Here is a 24,086-nt window from a genome sequence, read left to right on the forward strand (position 1 = left end):
CGACCGGCTCGTTCCGCAATTCGGGAAAACGACCGTTCCGGCAACGGCGATGCGCGGCATACCGCATTTACGCGGCCGGCCGTTTCGCCGCCGCGGGCGGAAAGCGGCCGGCCGGTCCGAAGCCCCGGCCGGCACTGCGGGCGTGACCGACAGGCGGGCCGGGCGTCAGGTGATCCGTGTCCGCGGCGGGGTTTAGGGCGGTACCCGCGGGAACGGCAATGCCAGGTCCCGAACGGAACCGGGGTGGCCGCAGGACGAGGTGAGCGCGACGATGTACCGGGCGTTTTCTGTGATCTTCAGCATGCTGGGCGGCATGCTGGCCGGGATGCTCTTCAAACGGGTCTGGAAACTGGCCGCCGGGGAGAAGGACACACCCCACGCCGAGGATTTGGAGCGGGACCTGGTCGAGGTGATGGCCGCGGCGGCGTTGCAGGGGGCGATCGCCGGGATGATCAGGGGGGCCACCAAGCGGGCGGGCGCCAGGGGAAGGCTCCGCACCGCCCAGCGCAAGGCCGCCAGGGAACTGGCGGGCATCGCGTCATGAACTGGCGCATCAGAACGCACGCGCGAGAAGAGCAGGCGCGAGAAGAGCAGGCGCGGACGCACGACGAGCAGGACCGGATGCGGAACGAGCAGGCACAGGCACTGGACGAGCGGGAGCCGGGACTGCCCGACCGGGAAGGGACCCGGGACGAGCGGGCGCGGCCAGGGAACGGGCAGACGCCGGCACGGCACGCCGGGGACGAGCGGAGGGCGGCGGACGGGGCGGCCCCGGCCGCCGGGCAGGAGGAGGACTCGCCGACCTCGCTGTCGAAGAAGTCCTGGGTGCAGGCCGTCAAGCGGACGTTCCGCGAGTTCAAGACCGACAACCTGACCGACTGGGCGGCCGCCCTCACCTACTACGGGGTGCTGTCGATCTTTCCGGCGATGCTGGTGATCGTCTCGCTGGTCGGGCTGGGCGGCACCTCGCTGTCCCAGTCCATCGTCCAGAACGTCGGCGATCTGGCGCCCGGGGCGGTACGGGACGTGCTGGCCAACGCGCTGGCCGAATTGCAGCGGGGACGGGGCGGCGCGGGACTGTTCGCGATCATCGGTCTGCTGGCGGCGGTGTGGTCGGCGTCCGGGTACGTCGCGGCGTTCATGCGGGCCTCGAACGCGATCTACGACATCCCGGAGGGGCGGCCGATCTGGAAGACCATGCCGCTGCGGATCGGGGTGACGCTGGCGGCGCTGGTGCTGCTGTCGGCCTCGGCGATCGCGGTGGTGCTGTCCGGGCCGCTGGCCCAGAAGGTCGGGAACCTGCTGGGGATGGGTGCGGCCGCGGTGACCGCCTGGAACATCGCCAAGTGGCCGGTGATGCTGGTGGCCATCAGCTTCCTGTTCTCGCTGCTGTACTGGGCCTCGCCCAATGTCAAGCAGGGCTTCAGGTGGGTGACGCCCGGCGGGATCCTCGCCCTGGTGGTGTGGCTGCTGGCCTCGGCGGGCTTCGCGTTCTACGTCGCCAACTTCGGCTCCTACAACAAGACCTACGGCAGCCTGGCCGCGCTGATCATCTTTCTGGTCTGGCTGTGGATCAGCAATATCGCGCTGCTGCTGGGGGTCGAGCTCAACGCCGAGCTCCAGCGGGGACACGCCATCGCCGAGGGGCATCCGCAGGACGAGGAGCCCTATGTGGAGCCCCGTGACACCCGCAAGTTCCCCGACGACCTGCGCACCGAGGACCGGGACCGGCCTAGCAGGGACCTGACCTAGCACCGGCCGGGGCCGCTCACCGGATGGGACCGCTCCGCCCGGTGAGCGGCCCTTCGGCCCGACGGGCCTGACAAGGCCGACGATCAGCCCGACGAGGCCGCCGACCTCACCGAGTGTCGGCGGCCTCGTCTCTCGCAGACGCCTTCGGTCCGGCGCCAGGTACTCGGCGCGTTCAGGCCCGGCCGCCGAACGACGGCTGCCCCTCGTCCTCGGGCGGCTCCTCGCCCCGGTCGCCGGACGGCGTTCCCGTCTCCTCCTCGTCGGCCGGCCGGGCCGTCTCGCCGGGACGGGCCCGCACACCCGCGAGGATGTCGTCCTCCCCCGTCTGGTAGCCCTCGGCGGCGCTGGCGGTACCGGGCACCACCCGTTCCTGCACCTGCCTCTCGTGGCCGGAGTGGGCCCCCGGGCCGCGGTCCTGCTGCGGCCTGCTCTCCCGCCGGTCGTCGTCCTCGGGGCTGGTCATCACTGCCTCCGCTGCTGTCCTCGGCATCGTCGTCAAGTCGCCGGGCTGCCCCGGCCCCGGTACGGCTACCCGCCTGCCACCTGTGCTAACGCCCCGGCACAGGGTTGCCCGCCCGATCACCGGGCGGAGGACCGGACCACCTGACGGACCGGACCACCCGACGGACCGAGGCATCCGGCCGGCCGGGTCACCCGGCGGTCGGCCTCCTCGGCCGACCGCTCCAGGGAGCGTTCGGGCATCCGCTGCGTCACGTACCGGGCCCGGCGGGACCCGAGAGCCGGAACCGGACCTGGGGGCACGGTCCACCCGATACCGGACGTACTGTTGCCGAGGTGCCGGACCGTGGCCTTAGATCGTTGATCGTGGATTCGAGAACACGACACGGTGTGGCCCTGGTCAGCGGAGCATCCCGGGGGCTGGGCGCGGCCATCGCGCGGCGGCTGGGCGCCGACGGATGGGCGGTGGCGGTCAACTACCGGTCCGACGCCGCGGGCGCCGGGCGGGTGGTGCAGGACATCCGCGCGGCGGGCGGGACCGCCGAGGCGTTCGGCGCGGACGTCACCGACGAGGACGGCGTCGCCGACCTGGTGGCCCGGGTCACCGAGAGCCTCGGCGGGATCGGGGTGCTGGTCGCCAACGCCACCGGGCCGCAGCCGCAGGTCCCGTTCGAGGAGCTGACCTGGCAGGACCACCTGGACCAGCTGGTGTTCTTCGTCAAGAGCCCCACCCTGCTGGCACAGGCGGTGGTGCCCGGCATGAAGGAACAGGGCGGCGGGCGCATCATCCAGATCGGCTCGGACGTGTTCGAGCGCGCCCTGCCCCGTATGTCCGCCTACACCGCCGCCAAGGGGGCCCAGATCGGGCTCGCCCGGTCGTGGGCGCGGGAGCTGGGCCCGTTCGGCATCACCGTCAACGTGGTCGCGCCCGGCTGGATCCCGGTGGAGCGGCACGCCGGCGCCTCGGCCGAGGACTTGGGCTCCTACACCGCCGACGTGCCGCTGGGAAAGATCGGCAAGCCCGAGGACGTCGCCGCCGCCGTGGCGTTCCTGGCCTCCGACGGAGGCGGCTACGTCACCGGGGAGCGGATCATCGTCAACGGCGGTCACACCATCGGCTGACCCTCCGCCGGGACGGGGCGACCGCACCGGAACCCGGTGCGGCGCGGATCGTCCGCTCCCCTCGCCTACCAGGCCTGGCCCGACGTTACGTGAGGGACGGCCGGAAAGTCCGCGCCGGGCAGGGACACGGCCGCCCCACCGGCGGGCGGGGCGGCCGTGCCGAGGTTCAGCGGATCTCGACGTCCAGCGAGATGCCGCCGCCCACGATCCGGTCGAGCAGCCTGCGGTCGCGCACCGTCGCCCTGGCCTTGCCGGAGCCGAGGACGAGGCTGCCGACCAGGTGGTCGTTGCGCGGCGTCGCCTTCAGCTTGGCCAGCAGGTCGGGGAAGCTCTTGGCCCGGACGTCGTCGGCACAGGCGCCGGGCTCGCCGATCAGGCATTCGAGGCTCGCCTTGGACTCGTCCAGCCCGCCGGCGATGGACAGCGTGCCCGAGGTGCCGCTGCGCTTCTTGGGCACGGTGAACCTGACGTCCACCGTCCGGGCGGGCGCCCGGAAGGCGGTCAGCCGCACGCGGACCACGACCTTCTTGCCCGCGGTGACGGGCAGGACCTTGTTGGGGTTGAGCGCGACCCACGTGCCGTTCCGCTTCACCAGCAGCCCGGCGACGGTGTACTTGCCGTACGTGCTGTTACCGGCGGCATTGAGCCGCAGGTCGGTGAACTTGACGGCGGTGTACGGGTTGTCGGCCAGCGCATCGAGCCGGCCGGCGATGTCCATGCCGGCGTCGTAGGTGGCGTCCCCGCGGTCGGAGTACCGGTTGCCCAGGGTGATCTCCCAGGGCTTGCCGGCCGCGGTGCCGCGCACCGTCCAGGTGGCGGTGGTGGTGCCTCCGGTGACCTGGTCGCGGGCCTGGTCGACGGCCGCCCACAGGTGCAATGTGGCGGTGGACGGCACGTCTTCGGGGCTGCTGACGTATGTGGTGTCGTTACGGGTCGTCCCGTCGGCGGCGGCCCGCGAGACGATCGGCGTCACCGCCGGGCCGGCGCCCAGCCGGGAGACCACGCCGGTGTGCCGGTCCTGGGTGAGGGTGCCCGCGACGCCGCTGAAGTTGGCCAGCTTGAACGCCCCGAAGGTGGAGTCGGGGACGATCGAGAGCGCCTCACCGGCGACCGCGGTCAGCCGGACCGGCCCACCGGGGTAAAGGAAGTAGGGATGCCCGAAGGCCAGCGCCCGGCCGTCGCAGACGGCAGTGGTGGTGCCGATGGCGCCCTGGGTCACCGTCCCGTACGACTGGAGCACGCCGAAGTTGCCGCCGGGCACGACCGTGCCCGGCTGGGCCTTGGCCCCGGAGGCGGACCCGGTGCGGTAGAGCCGGACCTCGCTGCCCTTGCGGGCCAGTGCGGCGTTCAGCGCGTTGACCCGCTTCTGGCTGAGCCCGGAGACGCCGACCGGCAGCGGCAGCCGCGACAGCCCCGCGGCGGCGGCCTTCGCGCCGACCAGTCCGCGGGAGGTGAGTTCACGCTGCATCGAGGCGGGCAGCGTCACACGTCCGGCGGCCTTTGCCGCGGCGACCTGCTCGGGCTTGCTCAGCAGCCCGTACATGGCCTTGGCGGGGGTGATGCCGGCGAGCTTGGAGGTGCCGCTGAAGCCGTAGCCCACCGCGCCGAGCAGCCGCCCGTCCTTGCTGTAGACCGGAGAGCCCGACATGCCGGCCCAGATGGATCCGGCCGCGTCGAGGGCGGGCGAGTCCGCCTCGGCCAGGATCATGTCGACGCCCGGGGCGATGCCGTCCTTGAGCACGCCCTGGACCTTCACCGTGAAGCGCTCGGGCGTGGTCCCCTTGCTGACCGTCAGCCCCCAGCCGGTCATCCCTTTGCCGACCTCGGCGACGGGGTACGGTGCCGGGCAGCCCGCGGGCGCGGTCCGCGCGTGCGCCGTGACCGGCGTCGACACTGCGAGCGGGGCGGCCACCGCGAGCGCGATGGCCAGTCCCGCCGCGTGCCTTGACGAGTTGTGCAATGGAGCCCCTTTCACCGTGCGGCGACCTGGAGGTCGCCTGACGTCTATGAGACGAGCCCTATGGGGAGAATGTTGTTCATATGGCGGAATGCGGCCAATGGGGAGACTGCGCCCGATGTGTCTGGAAGAATTCCCCGCCGCTCGCCGCAGGGCCGTCGGCGGCTCATCGATGACCACGGAAAGGAAAGCGGCGAATGCGGATCGACATGCACAGCCACAGCACCGCCTCGGACGGGACCGAGCCGCCCGGGACGGTGATGCGGCGGGCCCACCAGGCAGGACTGGACGTGGTGGCGCTGACCGACCATGACACCGTGGCCGGTCTGCCGGACGCCGCCGCCGCGCTGCCCGCCGGGTTGACGCTGGTGCCCGGCATGGAGTTGTCGTGCCTGCGGGAGGGGACGAGCGTCCATCTGCTGGCGTATCTCTTCGACCCCGCCGACCCCGCACTGACCGCCGAATGCGCGCGCATCCGGGAGTCGCGGGAAACCCGCGGCCGCAGAATGGTTGAAAAATTGATCGAACTGGGCGTTCCCGTCACCTGGGAACAGGTGCGGTCCCTGGCCGGAGACGCCCCGGTGGGACGTCCGCACATCGCGCGGGCCATGGTCGCCGCCGGGACGATCGACGACCCGGCGCAGGCGTTCACCGACGCGTGGATCGCCCCCGGCGGGCGCGCCCACGCGCAGCGGTACGCCCCGGACCCGCCCGCGGCGATCCGCATGGTGCGGGCCGCGGGCGGCGTCCCGGTGCTGGCCCACCCCAGGGCGGGCAGGCGGGGCCAGGGGATGAGCGACGCCCAGATCGCCGAGCTGGCCGCGGCTGGGCTGTTCGGGCTGGAGGTCGACCATCCCGACCACGGTCCCGCCGACCGCGAGCACCTGCGCGGGCTGGCCGCCGACCTGAGGCTGGCCGTGACCGGCTCCAGCGACGACCACGGCGAGCTGAGCGGCCATCGGCTGGGCCGTGAGACCACCGCCCCACAGGTGTACGAACGGTTGCTGGCCGAGGCGACCGGCGCCCGCCCGATCACCGCGCCGCCCCACCGGCCCGCACATCCCCCGGCCGGCCCCGGCCCGTCCGGGCGAGACATGCCCGGAGTCCACTGAGGCGGCCGTGCACTCCGGTTTAAGGCGGGGTCGGTGGGCAGATCGACTCCTGAGGGAAGGAGTCAGATGACCGCCGTCCAACGCCCCGTCGTCACCTCCGCACGGCCGTCCCGGGTGAACCAGGCGTCCGTGGCCGACACGCTGCGCATCGGCGCCACCGTGCTCGTTCCCACCGTGGCCCGGGGCGTCCTGGCCCGCCGGCCGCGGATCGTTCGGCTGGCCGAGGCCATCGACGCCGACCGCCGTGCCGGTGACCTGCTGCAGCGGATGCGGTCCCGGTACGGGCCGGGGCCCCTGCTGCTGCGCCTTCCCGGCCGGCGGCTGGCCCTGGTGCTCTCCCCCGGCGACGTGGAACGGGTGCTGACCGGCTCGCCCGAGCCCTTCTCTCCGGCCAACCTGGAGAAGCGCAGCGCGCTGTCGCAGTTCCAGCCGCACGGCGTGCTGATCTCCGACGCTGCCAAGCGGCCGGACCGGCGCCGGTTCAACGAGGCCGTGCTGGACACCTCCGCCCCCGTCCACCGCTACGGGGAGGCCATCACCGCCAAGGTGCGCGAGGAGGCCGAGCTGCTGCGCGAGGAGATCGGCCGTACCGGCGAGCTGGACTGGGACACCTTCCGGGTGGCGTGGTGGCGGGTGATCCGCCGGGTGGTGCTCGGTGACGCGGCCCGCGACGACTCCGAGATCAGCGACCTGCTCACCCGGCTGCGGATGAGCGCCAACTGGGCGTACGCGATGCCCCGGCGCAGGATCCTGCGCCACCGCTTCCAGCACCGGCTGCGGCACTACCTGGATCTGGCCGAGCCGGGCAGCCTGGCCGAGCTGGTCGCCCGCGCTCCCAGCACCTCCGGCACCGAGCCCGCCGACCAGGTGCCGCAGTGGCTGTTCGCCTTCGAACCCGCCGGGATGGCCGCCTACCGGGCGCTGGCGCTGCTGGCGACGCATCCCGACCAGGCCCGCAAGGCCCGCGAGGAGGTGGACGGGCGCGACCTCGAACAGCCCCAGGACCTGCCCTACCTGCGTGCCTGCGTCCAGGAGTCGGTCCGGCTGTGGCCCACCACGCTGGCGCTGCTGCGCGAGACCACCGCCGAGACGGCCTGGGACGGCACCCGGATGCCCGCCGGCACCGCGCTGCTCGTGCACACCCCGTTCCTGCAGCGCGACGACCGGACGCTGCCGTACGCCGACACGTTCGCGCCGTGGATCTGGCTGGACGGCACCGCCCGGCGGAGTTGGTCGGACATCCCGTTCAGCGGCGGACCCGTCGAGTGCCCCGGCCGCAACCTGGTGCTGCTGACCACCGGCCTGTTCCTGGCCATGCTGATCCAGCGGCACGAGTACCGGCTGGCCTCCGGGCAGCCCCTCACCTACGCCCAGCCGCTGCCGCGCACCCTCGGCCCGTTCGGGCTGCGCTTCCAGGTACGGCCCCGCTCGACGGCGTAGCTCCGCCAGGGGCGGGCATCGGGGAAATCATCGGCGCCCCTAGCCCGATCACGAAACCGCCGGACATTTCCCGTTCGACCGTGCCGGATACGCAAATCATGAAATCGGCTGCCGGTGCCCGGGATCGGCATCATCCGGCGCACCGGCCACGGCGCGTTATGTGGACGCCGACCAGGCCCGTCAGGGTGTGATGGGAATCATGGTCGGCCGGGTGGACGAGGAATGACGAACCCGTGTGCGGGTCGCGATTCCGCTGCTCCACCCGCCACTACTGGGGAGAGGTGATTTCATGATCCCGCTGGATCGTTTCTCCGGGCCGGTGCTCTCGCTGTTTCGCATCGTGACCGGGTTATTGTTCGGGTGCCACGGAACGGCCTCGATGTTCGGCGTGTTCGGCGGCGTCCGCGGCACCGGCCAGGCGGTCGACCTCCTCGCCTGGCCGGGCTGGTGGGCGGCGCTCATCCAGCTCGTCTGCGGCGGGCTGGTGCTGGCCGGGCTGTTCACCCGCGTCAACGCCGTCCTCGCGTCCGGTTCCATGGCGTACGCGTACTTCGTGGTGCACCAGCCCGACGCGCTGCTGCCGCTGCAAAACGACGGGGAGCCGGCGGCGATCTACTGCTGGGCCTTCCTGCTGATCGCGGTGCTCGGCCCCGGCCCCTGGTCGCTGGACGCGCTCCTGAACCGCCGCGCCCGGCACACCGGCCGCGGCGCCGTGGACAAGGCACCCGCCCTGTCCCGCATCGGCTCCGCCACCTGACGGCCCGCCGACCGGCCCGAGGGTCCCCCAGGGCCCTCGGGCCACCGTCACGAGGACCGGACCACCGGCGCCCAGTACACCCGCGGCACCGTCGCTATGGCCGGCGCCGAGGAGGACAACGGCCAAGGTGACGGCCGCCCCAGGAAGCTCCTCACCATTCGCCGGTTCCGCACCGCCCAGAGCCGACGAGCCGGGCGCAGGAGGTCAGGCGGGCTGTTTGCGGGCCAGGACCCGGTAGGTGTTGCTGGAGCCTCTCAGGAACGGGAGGGTGAGCAGGTCCAGGGTCAGGCCGACGGCCAGCAGGGGCAGGGCCAGGAGCTGGGCGGAGAGGGCGCGGGCGTACTGGCGGGGACCCGGGGGGCGGGGATGGCGCCAGGGGAACTCGACGTCCACGCCGATCAGGTTGACCAGGGCGGCGGCCGCAGGGGCGATGTCCTGGCCGCGGCGAGCCTCGCGGCGCTGTTCGACGAGCACCTCCAGGCCCCGTTCCTCCAGGGCCTTCCTGAGGTTGCCCAAAGGGATCAGGTGCAGGTGCTGCGGGGGCAGGTAGGGCAGCCACAGGGTGCGCAGCACGGCGGCGAAGCGGGACTCGGGGTCGGGCATCTCCACCAGCAGGAGGCCGCCGGTGTCGAGGATCTTGGCGACCAGGTCCAGCTCGGCCAGCGGGTCGGTGGTGTGCTCCAGGTAGTGGTTCATGCTGACCACGTCGTAGCGGCCGATCATGTCCGTGCCGACGTCCAGGAACTGCGCGCGGTAGGCGTGGCGTATCCAGCCCCGGTGAGCGGCCTCCTCGACGCCGTCGCCCATGTCGAGGCCGTCGAACTCAGTGCCGGGCAGGACTGTGCCGGCGGCGCGGCAAAAGTGCCCCTTGCCGGTGCCGATGTCCAGCCAGGTGCGCGGGGTGGTGAACCGCCGGACCAGGCGAGCGCGGGCCAGGTAGTCGCCGGTGGTGGAGCTGAGGATGATCTCGGCCGACTGGTCGCCGAGGCCGTCGTAGGCGTCGCGGTAGTAAAAGTCCAGGCCCTCGGGGGTCACCTGGGGGTTCTGGAAGACGTGCCCGCAGCCCCGGCAGCGCTCCAGCGGGAACCGGCCGGGCTTGGCCTGGATGACGTCGCGGGTGACCAGGTGGGGGGCCAGGTCGCGGGAGCCGCACCAGGGGCAGTCGGTGCGGCGCTCGCCGAGGTAGCGTTCGACGCCCGCCTCGATCTCGGCGCGGTAGCGGGCGCGCGCCTCCTCCCGGCGGGCCAGCAGCCGCCGCTCCCACCGGGTGCGGGGGGCGCGCAGCGTCCGCCAGATCGTCAGCGGGACGCGGGCGATCCGCAGCCAGGCGGCCCGGTGCAGGTCGGCCGGGGACAGCGCGGTCCCGGCGAAGACCAGGTACGGGGCCAGGCTGTACAGCAGCACCAGGCCCAGGCCCGGCCACAGGTCGATCAGCGGGCCGGACAGGACCAGCAGATAGCCCGCGCCCGCCAGGTAGGTGGTCTGCGGCAGCGCCACGGACGGTGGCAGCGTCAGCGCCTGCGAGCGCAGCCACGCCCGCCGCTGCGCGGTCCGGTCCGTCGCGTGGAACGGGGCGACCACCATGTCCGCCGAGCCCACGTAGAACCGGATCCGGGTGGTCGCCTCCCCCATCTCGCCGGCGTCCAGGCCGCCGTGCGGCTCCGTCCGCGAGCGTTCCAGGGCGTCGCTGTCGACGAGCACCGCGTAACCGGCGCCCCTGCCCAGGCCGAACCGGTCCTTGCGGTAGGCCCGCGGATCGACGTGACGCACCAGGTCGAGCGCCTGGTCCACCGGCAGGTCGGCCGGGACCAGGTCGAGCATGCCCAGCCCGTCCTGCCGAGCGTGGTCGGCGGCCGCGCGCAGCACGTGGTCGGGGACCGCCGCGTCCTCGGCGGTCAGCGTCGTGTACCCGTCCAGGACGTGCACCGTGCGCCCCGGCGGCAGCCTGCGCAGCCCGGTGACCCTGTGGCGCAGCCGCAGGGCGTTGCCGAGGACGCCGGCCGCCACCAGCCAGATCATCCAGTTCACGCGTGCGTCTCCTCACCCTCGGCTCCCGAACGCGCCGGGAATCCGGGTCGTGATCGATCGCCGTGGGCAGGGATCCTGTCAAGAAAGCCCGCAAGCGGACACTAACCCCCCGGACAACGGGAGGCGGTCCGATGTCACTCAGCTGACAAGACCACCCGCCGTTGTCAGGCGACTGACAAAAAACCCGCCCGCGCCGGTGCGCCCGTCGGCAAGAAATCCGGCGGCCGGCGCGGCAGACTGCCCCGCTATGGCGATCACTCGCGAACCGCCCGGGCTGCTGGGCGAGCGTCGGCTGGGCCCCAGGCTGTACGAACTGGCGGTCCGGTCGGCGGCGGTCGGCCGTACCGTGAAGATGCATTTGCTGGTCCCGCACGGTTGGTCGCGCGAGGCAGATCGAACCTGGCCACTGCTTTACCTCTTCCATGGCGGCGACGACGACTACCGGTCGTGGGTCCGCGAGACGGATGTGGACGGCCTCAGCGCCGGCTCCGACGTGCTGGTGGTCATCCCGGACGGCGGACGGGCGGGCGGCTACACCAACTGGTGGAACTTCGACCGCCCCGGCGCGCCGCAGTGGGAGACGTTCCATCTGGAAGAGGTGGGGCGGCTGATGCGCGAGACCTACCGCGCCGGTGACGCCCAGGCCCTGGCGGGGGTGTCCGGCGGCGGTTACGGGGCGCTGATCTACTCGGCCCGCCATCCCGGCGCCTACCGCTACGCCGCCGCGTTCAGCTCGCCCTGCTCGATCCGCTCACCGCTGGTGGCCACCAGCCTGCTGCTGGCCACCGCCTCGGTCGGCCGTACGAACCCGCTGGCCATGTGGGGGCTGCCAGTCGTGCACGACCGGATCTGGCGCTCGTTCGACCCGGTCCGCATGGCGCACGGGCTGCGCGGCACCGGCCTGTACCTGTCGGCGGGCACCGGGCGGCGGGGCCCGCTGGACCCGCCGGACGCCCGCCGCGACATGGCCGCCCTCGCCGAGCCCATCGTCCGCTCCACGATCGGCCCGTTCCTGCGGCGGCTGCGCGAGCTGAACATCCCCATCACCACCCACCTGTACGACCGTGGCACCCACAGCTGGCCGTACTGGCGGCGGGAGCTGCACTACGCCTGGCCGCTGATCATGCGGTCGCTGGGCAGCGGCTGACCGGGCCGAAGTCCGACGCCGGCGGGTGGCCGACGCCATGTCCCCGAGCGTGGCCGTCCGTCTCGATGCCGCAAAGTGTTCGGTACCGCGAAACTTGCCCGTTGTCGGGGTGCGCATTCCGGCCTAGCGTCCGAATCAGCCGCGCGGCTCCGGCACCCGGCGGGACCCCCACCGGCGGGTCTGCCCGGACGCTCGCGGTCGGCAGCAGCGCGGGCGGGCGCGGGTCCGGTCGCGTCCATCCGCTGGCCGAGGAGGGCACATGGCGGAACAGCGCACCCCCGTTCCGGGGACGGTCGGCGAGATGGCCGCCGAGTTCGCCGGGACGATGATCCTCATCCTGTTCGGAGTGGGCGTGGTCGCCCAGGTCGTGGCCGGGGGCCTCGGCGACCACGACAGCATCGCCTGGGCGTGGGGCCTGGGCGTCACGCTCGGCGTCTACGTCTCGGCCCGGGTCAGCGGCGCCCATCTCAACCCGGCCGTCACCTTCACCCTGGCGGTGTTCCGGGACTTTCCCTGGCGCAAGGTGCTGCCCTACACGCTGGCGCAGACCGCCGGCGCCTTCGTGGCGGCCCTGATCGTCCGCTGGAACTACGCCGAGGTGCTGGCCAAGGTCGATCCGGACCACACCCTCAAGACCCAGGGCGTGTTCTCCACCCTGCCCGGCAACGGCACCCTGCCGGTGCACACCATGGGCGCCCTGCGCGACCAGATCATCGGCACGGCCATCCTGCTGTTCCTGATCCTGGCGCTGACCGATCCGCGCAACTCCGGCCCGGCCGCCAACCTGGGCCCGGTGGTGATCGGGCTGGTGGTGGTGGCCATCGGGTTCGCCTGGGGCACCGACGCCGGCTACGCCATCAACCCGGCCCGCGACTTCGGGCCCCGGCTGGCCTCGTTCCTGACCGGCTACCAGGGTGCCTGGCGGGACCAGTACGGCGAGCTGTACTTCTGGGTCCCGATCGTCGGGCCGCTGGTCGGCGGGGTGCTCGGCGCGGGACTCTACAAGGGGCTGGTCGGGCGGTTCCTGCCCACCGGGGACGGCACTCCCCCGGTGGACGTTCCGAGCAGATCCCACTACGAGGCGGCCTGAGCCGCCCGGACCCGAGGAGGGATGTCAGATGGCCGACTTCGTCGGAGCCGTTGACCAGGGCACCACCAGCACCCGATTCATGATCTTCGACCACGGCGGCAACGAGGTGGCCCGGCACCAGCTGGAGCACGAGCAGATCCTGCCGCAGGCCGGCTGGGTCGAGCATGACCCCACCGAGATCTGGGAACGCACCCGGGCGGTCGTGCAGAGCGGGCTGAACAAGGCCGGCCTGGGCGCGGGCGACCTGGCCGCGCTCGGCATCACCAACCAGCGGGAGACGGCCGTGGTGTGGGACCGGCGTACCGGCCGCCCGTACCACAACGCGATCGTCTGGCAGGACACCCGCACCGACCGCATCGCCTCGGCGCTGGAGCGCGACGGCCGCGGCGACGTCATCCGCCGCAAGGCCGGGCTGCCGCCGGCGACCTACTTCTCCGGCGGCAAGGTGCAGTGGCTGCTGGAGAACGTCGATGGGCTGCGCGCGGCCGCCGAGTCCGGCGACGCGCTGTTCGGCACCATCGACAGCTGGCTGATCTGGAACCTCACCGGCGGCACGGACGGCGGCGTGCACGTCACCGACGTCACCAACGCCAGCCGCACCATGCTGATGGACCTGGAGACCCTCGACTGGGACGACGAGTTGCTGTCGTTCTTCGGCATCCCGCGCCGGATGCTGCCGGCGATCAGGCCGTCCTGCGACCCGGCCGGCTACGGGACGACCCGGGCGGACGGTCCGCTGGGCGGGGAGGTGACGCTGTCAGGGGCGCTGGGCGACCAGCAGGCGGCCACGGTCGGCCAGGTCTGCTTCGAGCCCGGCCAGGCCAAGAACACCTACGGCACCGGCAACTTCCTGCTGATGAACACCGGCACCGAGCCGGTCCGCTCCGAGCACGGCCTGCTCACCACCGTCTGCTACCAGGTCGGCGGCGCCAAGCCGGTGTACGCCCTGGAGGGCTCCATCGCGGTCACCGGCTCGGCGGTGCAGTGGCTGCGCGACCAGCTCGGCATCATCTCCGGCGCCGCGCAGAGCGAGAACCTGGCCCGCCAGGTCCCCGACAACGGCGGCGTGTACTTCGTGCCGGCGTTCTCCGGGCTGTTCGCCCCGTACTGGCGCTCAGACGCGCGCGGCGCCATCGTCGGGCTGTCGCGCTACAACAACAACGCCCACATCGCCCGCGCCACGCTGGAGGCGATCTGCTATCAGACGCGCGACGTGGTCGAGGCGATGCAGCAGGACTCCGGCGTGGTGCTGGACGTGCTGCGGGTGGACGGCGGCGTCACCGCCAACGAGTTGTGCATGCAGATCCAGGCCGACATCCTCGGCGTCCCGGTCTCCCGGCCGGTCGTGGCCGAGACCACCGCGCTGGGCGCCGCCTACGCCGCCGGGATGGCGGTCGGTTTCTGGAAGTCCACCGAGGAACTGGTCCGCAACTGGAACGAGGACCGGCGCTGGCTGCCGCAGTGGAGCCGGGAACAGCGCGAGGAGGGCTACGCAGGCTGGAAGAAGGCCGTCGCACGGACGCTGGACTGGGTCGACGTCGACTGAGGCCGGCTGATCACGCGCCGCCGTCGAAGCGGCGGCCGCGAGCCGCCATCCGCACGGCCGGATCGGCGGCGGCCAGCGCGGCCAGCTCTTCGGCGATCATCACGGCGGCCCGCGCGCAGAACTCCTGCGGCTCCTCGGCGGCATCGGGACACTCGGGAAGGAGCCGGTCGGCGATGCCGGCGGCGAGCAGGTCGGCGGAACGGACGCCCTGCGCCCGCGCCATCTCGGCGGCCCGCTCGGTGGTGCGGTGGACGATCGCGGACGCGCCCTCGGGCGGCAGCGGCGACAGCCAGCCGTGCCGGGCGCACAGCACCCGGTCGGCGGGCAGCAGGGCCAGCGCCGCGCCGCCGGTGCCCTCGCCCAGCAGCACGCACAGCGTCGGCACCGCGAGCGTGGTCAGCTCGGCCAGGCAGCGGGCGATCTCACCGGCCAGGCCCCGTTCCTCGGCCTCGGCCGACAGGACGGCGCCGGGGGTGTCCACCACGGTGAGCAGGGGCAGGCCGAGTTCGCGGGACAGGCGCATCCCGCGTCGGGCCACGCGCAGCCCGGCCGGGCCCAGCGGGTGGCCGGTGCGCTGGCTGAGCCGGTCCTGGCCGACGACCACGCAGGCCGCCTCGCCGAACCGGGCCAGGGCCAGCAGCAGGCCGGGTTCGGCCTCCCCCTCCCCGGTGCCCGACAGCACCGTGACGTCGCGGGCGCCGTACCGCAGCAGGTCCCGCACGCCGGGACGATCGGGGCGGCGGGACCGCTCGATCGACTCCCAGGCGGAGACCTCGCCCGGAACGTCGCCGGACGGCTCGGGCGCGGGCGGGACGGCGGGCGGATCCCCGGCGCACAGCACCGCCAGGGCCCGGGCGGCGACCTCCGGCAGGTCGTCGATGCCCACGACAGCGTCCACCAGGCCCTTGGCCGCCAGGTTCTCGGCGACCTGGACGCCCGGCGGGAACGGCTCCCCGTGCAGAGCCTCGTAGACGCGCGGACCCAGGAAGCCGATCAGCGCCCCGGGCTCGGCGGCCGTGACGTGTCCCAGCGACCCCCACGAGGCCAGCACCCCGCCCGTCGTCGGATGCCGCAGGTAGACCGTGTAGGGCAGCCCGGCGGCGCGGTGCCGCATCACGGCGGCGGTGATCCGCGCCATCTGGACGAACGCGGCGGTGCCCTCCTGCATCCGGGTGCCGCCGGAGGAAGGGGCCGCCAGCAGCGGGAGGCCCTCGGCGGTGGCCCGCTCGACCGCCGCGACGATCCGGTCGGCGGTGGCCCGGCCGATGGAGCCCGCCAGGAAGCCGAACTCCGAGACGACGAAGGCCACCCGGCGGCCCCGCAGCAGCCCCTCCCCGGTGATGACGGCCTCGTCGCAGCCGGAGCGTTCCCGCGCCGCCGCCAGCTCCGCCGCGTACGCCGAGCCGGGGGCCGCGACCGGGCGGGGCGGAGCGTCCCAGGACGTCCGGCTGCCGGCATCGAGGATCCGGTCGATCAGCTCCCGCGCCCCGATCCGCGTCACGGCGAGGCCGTCCGGTCCGCGCCGGCCGCCCGGTCCGCCTCGTCCAGCCAGGCCAGGATCGCGTCGGTGTGCTGGCCCAGCAGCGGGGGCGCGGAGTGCTCGCGGGGCTCGGCGCCGTCGAAGCGCAGCGGCGGGCCGGGCAGCTCGATGGTGCCGAGCCGTGGATGGTCGACCTCGATCACCAGCCCCTGGGAGCGGGTCTGTTCCCACTGGTAGACCTCGTCGATCGAGCGGATGGACCCGGCCGGGACGCCGGCCTCGGCGAGCCGCTCCAGCCAGGTCTGCCGGGGCGCGGTGGCCAGCGCCTTCTCGATATCGGCGGTCAGCCCGGCGCGGCGGGCGGAGCGGTCCGGGATCGTGGCGTAGCGCTCGTCGTCGGGGTCGATGCCCACGAGGGGGGCGAACCTGCGCCACAGGTTCTGGTTGGCGACGCCGATCTGGATCTCCCCGTCGGCGCAGCGGAACGTCCCGTAGGGGGCGATGGAGGGATGGTCGTTGCCGATCGAGACGGGCACGTCGTGGGCGACCGTCCAGCGGGTGCCCTGGTAGGTGTGGGCGCCGACCGTGGAGGCCAGCAGGGAGGTGCGCACGACCCTGCCCCGGCCGGTGCGGGTGCGCTCGTACAGGGCGGCGACCACCCCGTAGGCCCCGTTCATCCCGGCGAGCACGTCGCAGATCGACAGGCCGAGCTTGGAGGGCTGGCCGGGCGGGCCGGTGACGCTCATGATCCCGGCCTCGCCCTGCATGATGGCGTCGTAGCCGGGGCGCCCGCCCTCGGGGCCGTCGTGCCCGAAGCCGGTGATGGACAGCACCACCAGGCCGGGATTGAGCTCGTGCAGGTGCTCGACGGGGAAGCCCAGACGGTCCAGCACGCCGGTGCGGAAGTTCTCCACCAGCACGTCGGCGTGCCGCACCAGGCGGGTCAGCACCTGCCTGCCCTCGGCGGACTTCAGGTCGAGGGCGATCGACTCCTTGTTGCGGTTGCAGGACAGGTAGTAGGTGCTCACCTGGTCCTCGCCGACGAAGGGCGGGCCCCACTGCCGGGTCTCGTCCCCGGTCTCGGCCTCCACCTTGATGACGCGGGCCCCGAGATCGGCCAGCATCATCGTGGCGTGCGGCCCGGCCAGCACCCGGCTCAGATCGACGACGAGGACACCTTCCAGCGGTCCGGACAACGCGTTCCTCCTGGTCAGGCGGGACTGGTCGCGGGGGCGCGGCAGGGCGTCGATGATCACCCGCCCCGTCCCGGCGCCGTCGGCCGCCCCTGCCGGTGCCGGCGGCGCGGTCCAGGACATACCCACCCGGCACGACTTTTGATCTTGCCTGGGCGGGGCATGACGCCCGTCCGGAAAGCCGACGCAGGCGAGGTGGGCCATGCCGCAGCGGCCGGACGTCAGCGTCGTCGTCATCGCCTACGACGACGCCGCCCGGCTGCCGCGGGCCGTGGGGTCGGTGCTGGCCCAGTCGCTGGGCGGGGTCGAGACGATCGTCGTCGACGACGGCAGCACGGACGGCACCGGGCGGGTCGCCGACCGGCTCGCCGCCGCCCACCCCGGCCGGGTCCGCGCGGTGCACCTACCGGAGAACTCCGGAGGCTGCGGCCGGCCCCGCAACGAGGGCGCGCGGCGGGCACGCGGCGCGTACGTGATGTTCCTGGACAGCGATGACGTCCTGGACCGGCACGCCTGCCTCAACCTGTTCGCGGCGGCCGAGGAGACCGGCGCCGACCTGGTGTCGGGACGGTGCGTGCGGGTCCGTCCGGACGACCCCGGCGACCGGGGCCGGGCCTGGTACCCGCGGCTGTACGAGCGGCGCACGGTCCTCGACTCGATCCGGCAGCGGCCGGACCTGCTGTACGACACCCTGGCGACCAACAAGTGCTACCGCCGTGACTTCCTGACCGGCAACGGCCTGGCCTTCGTCGAGGATCTGCACTACGAAGACCTGCTGTTCAGCGCGCAGGCGTACCTGGCCGCCCGGCGGATCGCGCTCATCCCGCACCGGGTCTACACCTGGCACTGGCAGCAGGAGGCCGGGCGGGGCTCCATCTCCAGCCGCCGCGACGAGCTGCGCAACTTCGCCGACCGGCTGGAGATCCACCGCAGGATCGACGCCGCGCTGCGCGCGTACGACGCCGCCGACCTCAAGCTGCACAAGGACGCCAAGTTCGTCAACCACGACCTGCTGCTGTACCTGCGCGAGCTGCGCAGGCGCGGTCCGCGGTACCGGCGCCGCTTCCTGGAGCTGGCCGCCGCCTACATGGCCGAGCTGGACCCCCGGGTACTGGAGATCGCCAACCCGATGCCCGCCATCGCCGCGTTCCTGCTGGGCCGCTCCGATCTGGAGGGCGCGCTGGCCGCCGCCGAGTACGGGCGCTCGAAGGTCCCGGAGCTGCGCGCCGAGCTGACCGAGCGGGACGGCCGGGTGTACTGGGGCCGTCTCGACGGGCGGCCGGGCCACCCGGTGCTCGACGTCACCGGGCTGGGCGTCCACACCGCCCCGCTGGACCGGGTCCGGCCCGACAACACGCTGACCCGGCTGGAGCGGCACGGCCCGCTGGTGCGGATGGCGGGCCGGGTGCGCAACCCGCTGGGCCGGATTCCGCCGGACGCGCAGATGGCCGCGCAGGTGGAGTTCGTCGACCGGCGGCACGGGCGCCGGGTGTTCCGGACGCCCGCCGAGACCGCGCATGCCGGGGACCGCATCGAGTGGTGGGCGGAGTTCGCGCCGGCCCGGCTGGTGCGCCCGCTGGGGTTCACCGATCCGATCTGGGACGTGCGGTTGCGGCTGACGGTGGGCCGTGAGCGGGCGCTGACCAGGCCGCGTCCCGGTGACGGCGCCCTGCCCGAGGTGACGCTGCCGGTGCGCCCGAGGCTGACCCGGCTCGCCGGCGACCGGCTCACCCCGTACGTCACCGAGGGCGACTATGTGGCGTTCCGTCTCACCGGCGGCCGACGATGGCAACGCGCCGCCCACAGGATCGTCCGGTACGCCGCCTCCACACCCGTGGGCGGCCGGTTGTGGAGGCGCGTCCGCGAGGCCGAACGGCGGATGCGGCGCCGGCTGAACAGCCGTAGGACCAAGCTGGCCGTCTACAACCGGCTGCTGGTGCGGCTGCCGGTCCGTAAGGGCACCGCCGTCTTCGAGAGCGGGCTGGGAGCGCACTACTCGGGTAACCCCCGCTACATCTACGAGGAGCTGCGCAGGTCGTCCCGGCCCGTACGGGTGTTCTGGTCGTACGCGAAGACCCCGCACGGCTTCCCCGAGGACGCCGACCTCGTCCGCCGGGACTCGTGGGGCTACTACCTGGCTCTGGCACGGGCCGAGTTCTGGGTGGACGACCAGGGGTTCCCCAGCGGGCTGCGCAAGCGGCCGGGCACCACCTACCTCCAGACCTGGCACGGCTCGGCGTTCAAGCGGATGGGGTTCGACCATCCCGAGCTCAAGCTCGCCGGGCCCGGCGAGCAGCAGCGGTTCCGGCGCATGGTCGAGCGTTTCGACTGTTTCCTGGTGCGGTCGCGGCATGATGTCCGCACGCTCGCCCGGGGCCTGGGGGTCGCCCCGGCCACGCTGCTGCCGGTGGGGTACCCCCGCAACGACCCGCTGATCAACGGGGGCGACCCGGCCGCACTGGCGGCGCTGCGCCGGTCGCTGGACCTGGACGGACGCCGGGTCGTGCTGTACGCGCCGACGTTCCGCGCCGAAGGCGACGGGGGCGCGGCCGGGCGCCTGGAGCTGCCGTTCGACCCGATGCGGTTCGCGCGGGAGCTGGGCGACACCCATGTCCTGCTGGTCCGGCCGCACTACCTGTCGGCGGTCGGCCTGCCGCCCGGGGCCCGGCACGCGGTGCGCGACGTCGGCCGGCTGCCCGACGTCACCCCGCTGCTGCTGCTCGCGGACGCGCTGGTGACCGACTATTCCTCGATCATGTTCGACTACGCCCTGCTCGACCGTCCGATGATCTTCTACACGCCGGACCTGGCCGAGTACGCGGGCCGGGCCCGTGGCTGCTACTTCGACCTGGCCGAGCACGCCCCCGGGCCCGTCCTGGACGACGAGGACGCCCTGCTGGCGGCGTTGGCGGACCTGGACGGGCAGCGCGTCGCCCACGCCGCCCGCCGTCGCGCGTTCGCGGCCCGGTTCGGCGAGTACGACCGGGGCATCGCGGCGCGGGCGGTGGTCGAGCGGTTCTTCGACGGCGGGGGGCGGCGGTGACCGGCCGGGACGTCTTCCTCGTCTGCAACAACGTGGACGAGCCGGGCGGCGTCCAGCGGTGGGCGCACCACCTGGCGGGGCTGCTGGCCGGCCGCGGGCACCGGGTCACCCTGGTCGGCGTCACCCGTGCCGGCGAGCCGCACGGCCGTCCCCGGGACGTCCCGTACGCGGTGACGGTACTGCACGAGCGGTGGCGGCCGCCGGCGCTGGGATGGCGGCCCGGCCCCGGGTGGTCCCGGCTGGACGTGCGCGCCCGGCTGCGCGACCGGTGGCGGACGGCCGCGATGCGGCAGGGCGCCGGCCGGCTGTCGGAGCTGCTGCGCGCCGCCCGGCCCGGCGGCGTCGTCATCGCCGCGCAGGTGTGGGCGATGGAGTGGGTCCGGCTGGCCGACACCACCGGCCTGAAGGTCATCGGGATGAGTCACGAGTCGTACCAGGCCTCCCGGCGCTCCTCGCGCCACCGCCGGGTGCGGGAGTTCTACGCCGACGCCGACCGCATGCTCGCGCTCACCGCCGAGGACGCCGACGCCTGGGCGCGGACCGGCATGACCAACGCCGACCACATGCCCAACCCGCTGCCCCTCTCCCCCGCCCCCCGCGCCGACCTGGACGCCCGGGTCGTGGCCTGCCTGGGACGGCTGTCCCATGAGAAGGGCGTGGACATGGCGCTGGAGGCGTGGGCGGAGGTGAGTGCGGCCCATCCCGGGTGGCGGCTGCACGTCCACGGGTCCGGGCCTCAGGAGGACGCGCTGCGCGAGCAGGCCCGCTCGTTCGGGATCGCCGGGACGGTGGAGTTTCGCGGGCCGGCGGCCGACGCCGTGGCCGCCCTGTCCCGGGCGTCGGTGTTCCTGCTGCCCTCGCGGCAGGAGGGTCTGCCGATGTCGCTGATGGAGGCGATGGCCTGCGGGCTGCCGTCGGTGGCCTTCGACTGCGCGCCGGGCGTGCGCGAGTTGGTGACCGACGAGGTGGACGGGCTGCTGGTGCCGCCGGGCCACACCCCGGCGCTGGCGGCGGCGCTGGAACGGCTGATCCGGGACGGCGACCTGCGCCGCGAGTTCGGCGCCGGCGCCGCCGCCGCCGTGCTGCGCTTCCGGCCCGAGCCGGTGCTGGAGCGCTGGGAGCGGCTGTTCGCACTGCTGCACCGTGATCAATTCGTTACATAGTGTAATCTCGACGCTACAAGCAGTGACTCACCTGAGGAGGAGAGCCATGCCGTTCGTCAGGCATGCCGCATTAGCCGCCGCCCTGGCCGGTGCCGTCGCCGTACCCGCGGTGCCCGCGCTGGCCGAGCAGGCTCCCCGCGTCATCACCGCCACCGGGCCGACCTACGTCTATGACCGCGCCTACCAGAGCGTCCGGACGACGGTCCAGGCCGGGGAGACCGGCAACGGCAGCTGGGTGGTCCTGGAGGCCACCGGGTTCCCCAGCACCGCCGTGGGCAAGACGTTCGGCGCCCACGTCCACACCAACAAGTGCGGAGCCCGGCCCGAGGACGCGGGACCGCACTACCAGGACCCGCGCACGCCCAGGAACGCGTCGCTGTCGACGCGGGAGGTCTGGCTGGACTTCACGGTCGGCCCGGACCGCGTCGGGCGGGCGGCGGCGGTGCGTGGCTGGAAGATCCCCAAGGGGGCGGCCAACTCGATCGTCATCCACGCCCACAGCACCAACCCGTGGACCGGCGACGCCGGCGGCCGCCTGATGTGCCAGACGGTGCCGTTCGGCGACTCCCGCCGCTGAGCGGTCGCACCACCGGAGCACCCGGACGACCCGGGCCTGCCGCTCGACCGGCGCAGGACCCCGGGTCGTCCCATGCCCGTCGCAGGCAACGCGCCGCTCAGGCGGTCTTACGGCTGCGGCTCTTGGCCGGTGTCTTCCTGCGGGGCGGCGCCTTCTTCTCCGCCTTCTCCGCCTTCTCCGCCTTCTCCGCGGCCTCGCCAGTAGCCGCCGCACCCTCCGGCGCCCTGGCCTCGGCCGGCCCGCCGACGGAGGCAGCACGGCCCTTCCTGGCCGACTCCACGCTGGCGCGCAGCGCGCTGAGCAGGTCGGTGGCGGCCGGCTCCTCCTCGGGCTCCGCCGCCCGGACGATCTCCTCGCCCTCCACCTTGCTCTCGATCAGCGCCAGCAGCGCCTCCCGGTAGGAGTCGGTGTACTCCGACGGGTCGAAGGGGCCCGACATCGTCTCGATCAGCGACCCGGCCATGGCCAGTTCCTGGGGCCGCACCTGGACGCCGTCCTCCAGGAACTCGAACTCGGGGGTGCGGATCTCGTCCGGCCACAGCATCGTCTCCAGCACGAACACCCCGTCGCGCACCCGCAGCGTGGCCAGCGACTCGCGCTGCCGCAGCGCCACCTTGACCACCGCCACCTGGCCGGACTGCTCCAGCGCGTCGCGCAGCAGCACGTACGGCTTGGCGCCGTCGCCGTCCGGCTCCAGGTAGTAGGACCTGGCGAAGTAGATGGGGTCCACCTGATCGGCCGGGGTGAACTGGAGCACCTCGATCCGGCGACTGGTGGGCAGCGGCAGCTCGGCGAAGTCCTCGTCGGTGAGCACCACCATGTCGCCGCCGGGCAGTTCGTAGCCCTTGGCGACGTCGGAGTACGGCACCTCTTCACCGTCCACCGTGCACACCCGCCGGTACCTGATGCGTCCGCCGTCCTCACGATGGACCTGGTGGAACGACACGTCCCGCTCCTCGGTCGCCGCATAGGCCTTGACCGGAATGGTGACCAGGCCGAAGGAGACGGCGCCCTTCCAGATGCTGCGCATGAGGGCTCCTTACCCACGGGCCGTTTCCCTAGCCTCGCAATATCGCCGGGTTTGCGCTACATGTCCTGTGAGATCCTTTTCCCTCTCCTGGGTTGCGGGGTAGAACCCAGCTATGACCATGCCGTGGCCGGTGGAGCCGATGATGGCCGCCACCGGCGACCTGCCGGAGGACGCCGACCACTGGGGCCTGGAGCTCAAGTGGGACGGCGTACGCGTGATCTCCTCCGTCACCGCCGCGGGCGTCCGGGCGACCGGGCGCCGGGGCGCGGACGTCACCGGCCGGTACCCGGAGCTGTCCGGGCTGGCCGATCTCGTCCAGGGCCACGACGTCGTCCTCGACGGCGAGGTGGTGGCGTTCCGGAACGGGCGGCCCAGCTTCGAGTGGCTGCAGCGCCGTATGCACGTCTCCCGCCCCGACCCCATGCTCGTCCGCCGGGTGCCCGTCCGCTACGTGGTGTTCGACCTGCTCCACCTCGACGGCCGGGCGCTCTACGACGTGCCCTACACCCGGCGTCGGGAGCTGCTGGACGCCCTGGACCTGGCCGCCGCCGGCCCCGTCGAGGCCCCGCCCTACCTGCACGCCGCCGATACCGACCAGGTCAAGGAGCTGATCGAGTACACCTGGGAGCAGCGGCTGGAGGGCATGGTGGCCAAGCGACTGGACTCCCCCTACCGGCCCGGCCGGCGGGTGGACTTCTGGCGCAAGGTCAAGAACTTCCAGACCCAGGAGGTCGTCATCTGCGGCTGGAAGCCCGGCCAAGGCCGCCGCGAGGGCGGCGTCGGGTCGCTGCTGCTGGGCGTCCACGACGACAAGGGCGCGCTGTGCTTCGCCGGCCATGTCGGCACCGGCTTCACCGACCACGCGCTGGACGACATCTACGAACGGCTGTGGCCGCTGCGCCGCCCCACCAGCCCGTACGACGACGTGGTCCCCCGCGAGCACGCCCGCGACGCCCAGTGGGTCGAGCCGGTGCTGGTCGGGGAGGTCTCCCACAGCGCGTGGACGCGGGAGGGCCGCCTGCGCACCCCCTCCTGGCGCGGCCTGCGCGACGACAAGGACCCCCGAGAGGTGACCTATGACCCGCCCTGAACCAAGCCACGCCCATGAACGCGCGAGTGGGCCTGCCCGGCCTGGATCGAGGAGCGGGGAAGGTCGGGCGGCGGAAGGCCTGCTCGCCGCCGCCCCGGAG

Annotated in this window: 19 protein-coding genes; 13 read left to right on the plus strand and 6 right to left on the minus strand. The window is 73.2% G+C overall.

Annotated elements, in window-relative coordinates:
- Positions 1 to 259 precede the first annotated feature (259 nt).
- On the plus strand, positions 260 to 544 hold the full coding sequence (locus C4U03_RS13370; protein ID WP_235017838.1) for a DUF4235 domain-containing protein: 285 nt from the start codon (positions 260 to 262) through the stop codon (positions 542 to 544).
- A complete protein-coding gene (locus tag C4U03_RS13375; RefSeq protein WP_235017839.1) occupies positions 541 to 1,752 on the plus strand; it encodes a YihY/virulence factor BrkB family protein in 1,212 nt (403 codons plus the stop codon). The genes C4U03_RS13370 and C4U03_RS13375 overlap by 4 nt, the downstream gene beginning before the upstream one ends.
- Before the next feature lie 172 nt (positions 1,753 to 1,924).
- On the opposite strand, the gene C4U03_RS13380 is transcribed toward C4U03_RS13375, so the two are convergent.
- The gene (locus C4U03_RS13380) at positions 1,925 to 2,215 is read right to left on the minus strand and encodes a hypothetical protein (RefSeq protein ID WP_200827226.1); all 291 of its coding nucleotides are present in this window, start codon (positions 2,213 to 2,215) and stop codon (positions 1,925 to 1,927) included.
- 362 nt (positions 2,216 to 2,577) lie between these two features.
- Between C4U03_RS13380 and C4U03_RS13385 the strand changes: the two genes are divergently transcribed.
- Positions 2,578 to 3,333: an SDR family NAD(P)-dependent oxidoreductase gene (locus C4U03_RS13385; RefSeq protein ID WP_235017840.1), complete on the plus strand. Its 756-nt coding sequence runs from the start codon at positions 2,578 to 2,580 to the stop codon at positions 3,331 to 3,333.
- A 166-nt stretch (positions 3,334 to 3,499) separates the two neighbouring features.
- On the opposite strand, the gene C4U03_RS13390 is transcribed toward C4U03_RS13385, so the two are convergent.
- The gene (locus tag C4U03_RS13390; RefSeq protein ID WP_103938076.1) at positions 3,500 to 5,293 is read right to left on the minus strand and encodes a SpoIVB peptidase S55 domain-containing protein; all 1,794 of its coding nucleotides are present in this window, start codon (positions 5,291 to 5,293) and stop codon (positions 3,500 to 3,502) included.
- 194 nt (positions 5,294 to 5,487) lie between these two features.
- On the opposite strand from C4U03_RS13390, the gene C4U03_RS13395 reads away from it, so the two are divergent.
- From C4U03_RS13395 to C4U03_RS13405, 3 genes are all read left to right on the plus strand, one after another.
- A complete protein-coding gene (locus C4U03_RS13395) occupies positions 5,488 to 6,402 on the plus strand; it encodes a PHP domain-containing protein (protein WP_103938077.1) in 915 nt (304 codons plus the stop codon).
- A gap of 66 nt (positions 6,403 to 6,468) precedes the next feature.
- A complete protein-coding gene (locus C4U03_RS13400) occupies positions 6,469 to 7,842 on the plus strand; it encodes a cytochrome P450 (protein ID WP_103938078.1) in 1,374 nt (457 codons plus the stop codon).
- A gap of 289 nt (positions 7,843 to 8,131) precedes the next feature.
- Complete coding sequence (locus tag C4U03_RS13405; protein ID WP_103938079.1) at positions 8,132 to 8,599, plus strand: DoxX family protein; 468 nt, start codon at positions 8,132 to 8,134, stop codon at positions 8,597 to 8,599.
- Between the two features lie 204 nt (positions 8,600 to 8,803).
- On the opposite strand, the gene C4U03_RS13410 is transcribed toward C4U03_RS13405, so the two are convergent.
- Complete coding sequence (locus C4U03_RS13410) at positions 8,804 to 10,618, minus strand: class I SAM-dependent methyltransferase (protein WP_235017888.1); 1,815 nt, start codon at positions 10,616 to 10,618, stop codon at positions 8,804 to 8,806.
- 256 nt (positions 10,619 to 10,874) lie between these two features.
- On the opposite strand from C4U03_RS13410, the gene C4U03_RS13415 reads away from it, so the two are divergent.
- From C4U03_RS13415 to glpK, 3 genes are all read left to right on the plus strand, one after another.
- On the plus strand, positions 10,875 to 11,774 hold the full coding sequence (locus tag C4U03_RS13415) for an alpha/beta hydrolase (protein WP_103938081.1): 900 nt from the start codon (positions 10,875 to 10,877) through the stop codon (positions 11,772 to 11,774).
- A 259-nt stretch (positions 11,775 to 12,033) separates the two neighbouring features.
- Positions 12,034 to 12,864, plus strand: a complete 831-nt coding sequence (locus C4U03_RS13420) for an MIP/aquaporin family protein (protein ID WP_103938082.1) — start codon at positions 12,034 to 12,036, stop codon at positions 12,862 to 12,864.
- A gap of 28 nt (positions 12,865 to 12,892) precedes the next feature.
- A complete protein-coding gene (gene glpK, locus C4U03_RS13425) occupies positions 12,893 to 14,410 on the plus strand; it encodes a glycerol kinase GlpK (protein ID WP_103938083.1) in 1,518 nt (505 codons plus the stop codon).
- A gap of 10 nt (positions 14,411 to 14,420) precedes the next feature.
- Here the strand turns inward: glpK and C4U03_RS13430 are convergent, their stop codons facing one another.
- Positions 14,421 to 15,911 (minus strand): carboxyl transferase domain-containing protein, encoded by a 1,491-nt coding sequence (locus tag C4U03_RS13430; protein ID WP_103938084.1) that lies wholly within the window; start codon positions 15,909 to 15,911, stop codon positions 14,421 to 14,423.
- A complete protein-coding gene (locus C4U03_RS13435; protein ID WP_235017889.1) occupies positions 15,908 to 17,086 on the minus strand; it encodes a CaiB/BaiF CoA transferase family protein in 1,179 nt (392 codons plus the stop codon). Before C4U03_RS13435 ends, C4U03_RS13430 begins: the two co-directional genes overlap by 4 nt.
- Positions 17,087 to 17,285: 199 nt before the next feature.
- Here C4U03_RS13435 and C4U03_RS13440 point away from each other — a divergent pair, with 199 nt between their 5' ends.
- The 3 genes from C4U03_RS13440 to C4U03_RS13450 are packed head-to-tail and all read left to right on the plus strand — an operon-like array spanning position 17,286 to position 21,866.
- Positions 17,286 to 20,126 (plus strand): bifunctional glycosyltransferase/CDP-glycerol:glycerophosphate glycerophosphotransferase, encoded by a 2,841-nt coding sequence (locus C4U03_RS13440; protein WP_103938086.1) that lies wholly within the window; start codon positions 17,286 to 17,288, stop codon positions 20,124 to 20,126.
- Positions 20,123 to 21,289, plus strand: a complete 1,167-nt coding sequence (locus tag C4U03_RS13445) for a glycosyltransferase (protein WP_103938087.1) — start codon at positions 20,123 to 20,125, stop codon at positions 21,287 to 21,289. Before C4U03_RS13440 ends, C4U03_RS13445 begins: the two co-directional genes overlap by 4 nt.
- A 46-nt stretch (positions 21,290 to 21,335) precedes the next feature.
- A complete protein-coding gene (locus C4U03_RS13450) occupies positions 21,336 to 21,866 on the plus strand; it encodes a hypothetical protein (protein ID WP_103938088.1) in 531 nt (176 codons plus the stop codon).
- 97 nt (positions 21,867 to 21,963) lie between these two features.
- On the opposite strand, the gene ku is transcribed toward C4U03_RS13450, so the two are convergent.
- Positions 21,964 to 22,896, minus strand: coding sequence for a non-homologous end joining protein Ku (gene ku / locus C4U03_RS13455; RefSeq protein ID WP_103938089.1), 933 nt, complete (start codon positions 22,894 to 22,896; stop codon positions 21,964 to 21,966).
- A gap of 112 nt (positions 22,897 to 23,008) precedes the next feature.
- Between ku and ligD the strand changes: the two genes are divergently transcribed.
- The gene (ligD, locus tag C4U03_RS13460; protein ID WP_200827227.1) at positions 23,009 to 23,986 is read left to right on the plus strand and encodes a non-homologous end-joining DNA ligase; all 978 of its coding nucleotides are present in this window, start codon (positions 23,009 to 23,011) and stop codon (positions 23,984 to 23,986) included.
- Positions 23,987 to 24,086: the final 100 nt, after the last annotated feature.

This window comes from Thermomonospora echinospora (assembly GCF_900108175.1).
Lineage (GTDB): Bacteria > Actinomycetota > Actinomycetes > Streptosporangiales > Streptosporangiaceae > Thermomonospora > Thermomonospora echinospora.

Excerpts from the sequence above, each read along its gene's own strand:
- C4U03_RS13375 (WP_235017839.1), top strand. The coding sequence starts at position 541 with ATGAACTGGCGCATCAGAACGCACGCGCGAGAAGAGCAGGCGCGAGAA.
- C4U03_RS13380 (WP_200827226.1), bottom strand. The coding sequence starts at position 2,215 with ATGACCAGCCCCGAGGACGACGACCGGCGGGAGAGCAGGCCGCAGCAG.
- C4U03_RS13395 (WP_103938077.1), top strand. The coding sequence starts at position 5,488 with ATGCGGATCGACATGCACAGCCACAGCACCGCCTCGGACGGGACCGAG.
- C4U03_RS13400 (WP_103938078.1), top strand. The coding sequence starts at position 6,469 with ATGACCGCCGTCCAACGCCCCGTCGTCACCTCCGCACGGCCGTCCCGG.
- C4U03_RS13405 (WP_103938079.1), top strand. The coding sequence starts at position 8,132 with ATGATCCCGCTGGATCGTTTCTCCGGGCCGGTGCTCTCGCTGTTTCGC.
- C4U03_RS13410 (WP_235017888.1), bottom strand. The coding sequence starts at position 10,618 with ATGATCTGGCTGGTGGCGGCCGGCGTCCTCGGCAACGCCCTGCGGCTG.
- C4U03_RS13415 (WP_103938081.1), top strand. The coding sequence starts at position 10,875 with ATGGCGATCACTCGCGAACCGCCCGGGCTGCTGGGCGAGCGTCGGCTG.
- C4U03_RS13420 (WP_103938082.1), top strand. The coding sequence starts at position 12,034 with ATGGCGGAACAGCGCACCCCCGTTCCGGGGACGGTCGGCGAGATGGCC.
- glpK (WP_103938083.1), top strand. The coding sequence starts at position 12,893 with ATGGCCGACTTCGTCGGAGCCGTTGACCAGGGCACCACCAGCACCCGA.
- C4U03_RS13440 (WP_103938086.1), top strand. The coding sequence starts at position 17,286 with ATGCCGCAGCGGCCGGACGTCAGCGTCGTCGTCATCGCCTACGACGAC.
- C4U03_RS13450 (WP_103938088.1), top strand. The coding sequence starts at position 21,336 with ATGCCGTTCGTCAGGCATGCCGCATTAGCCGCCGCCCTGGCCGGTGCC.
- ku (WP_103938089.1), bottom strand. The coding sequence starts at position 22,896 with ATGCGCAGCATCTGGAAGGGCGCCGTCTCCTTCGGCCTGGTCACCATT.
- ligD (WP_200827227.1), top strand. The coding sequence starts at position 23,009 with ATGACCATGCCGTGGCCGGTGGAGCCGATGATGGCCGCCACCGGCGAC.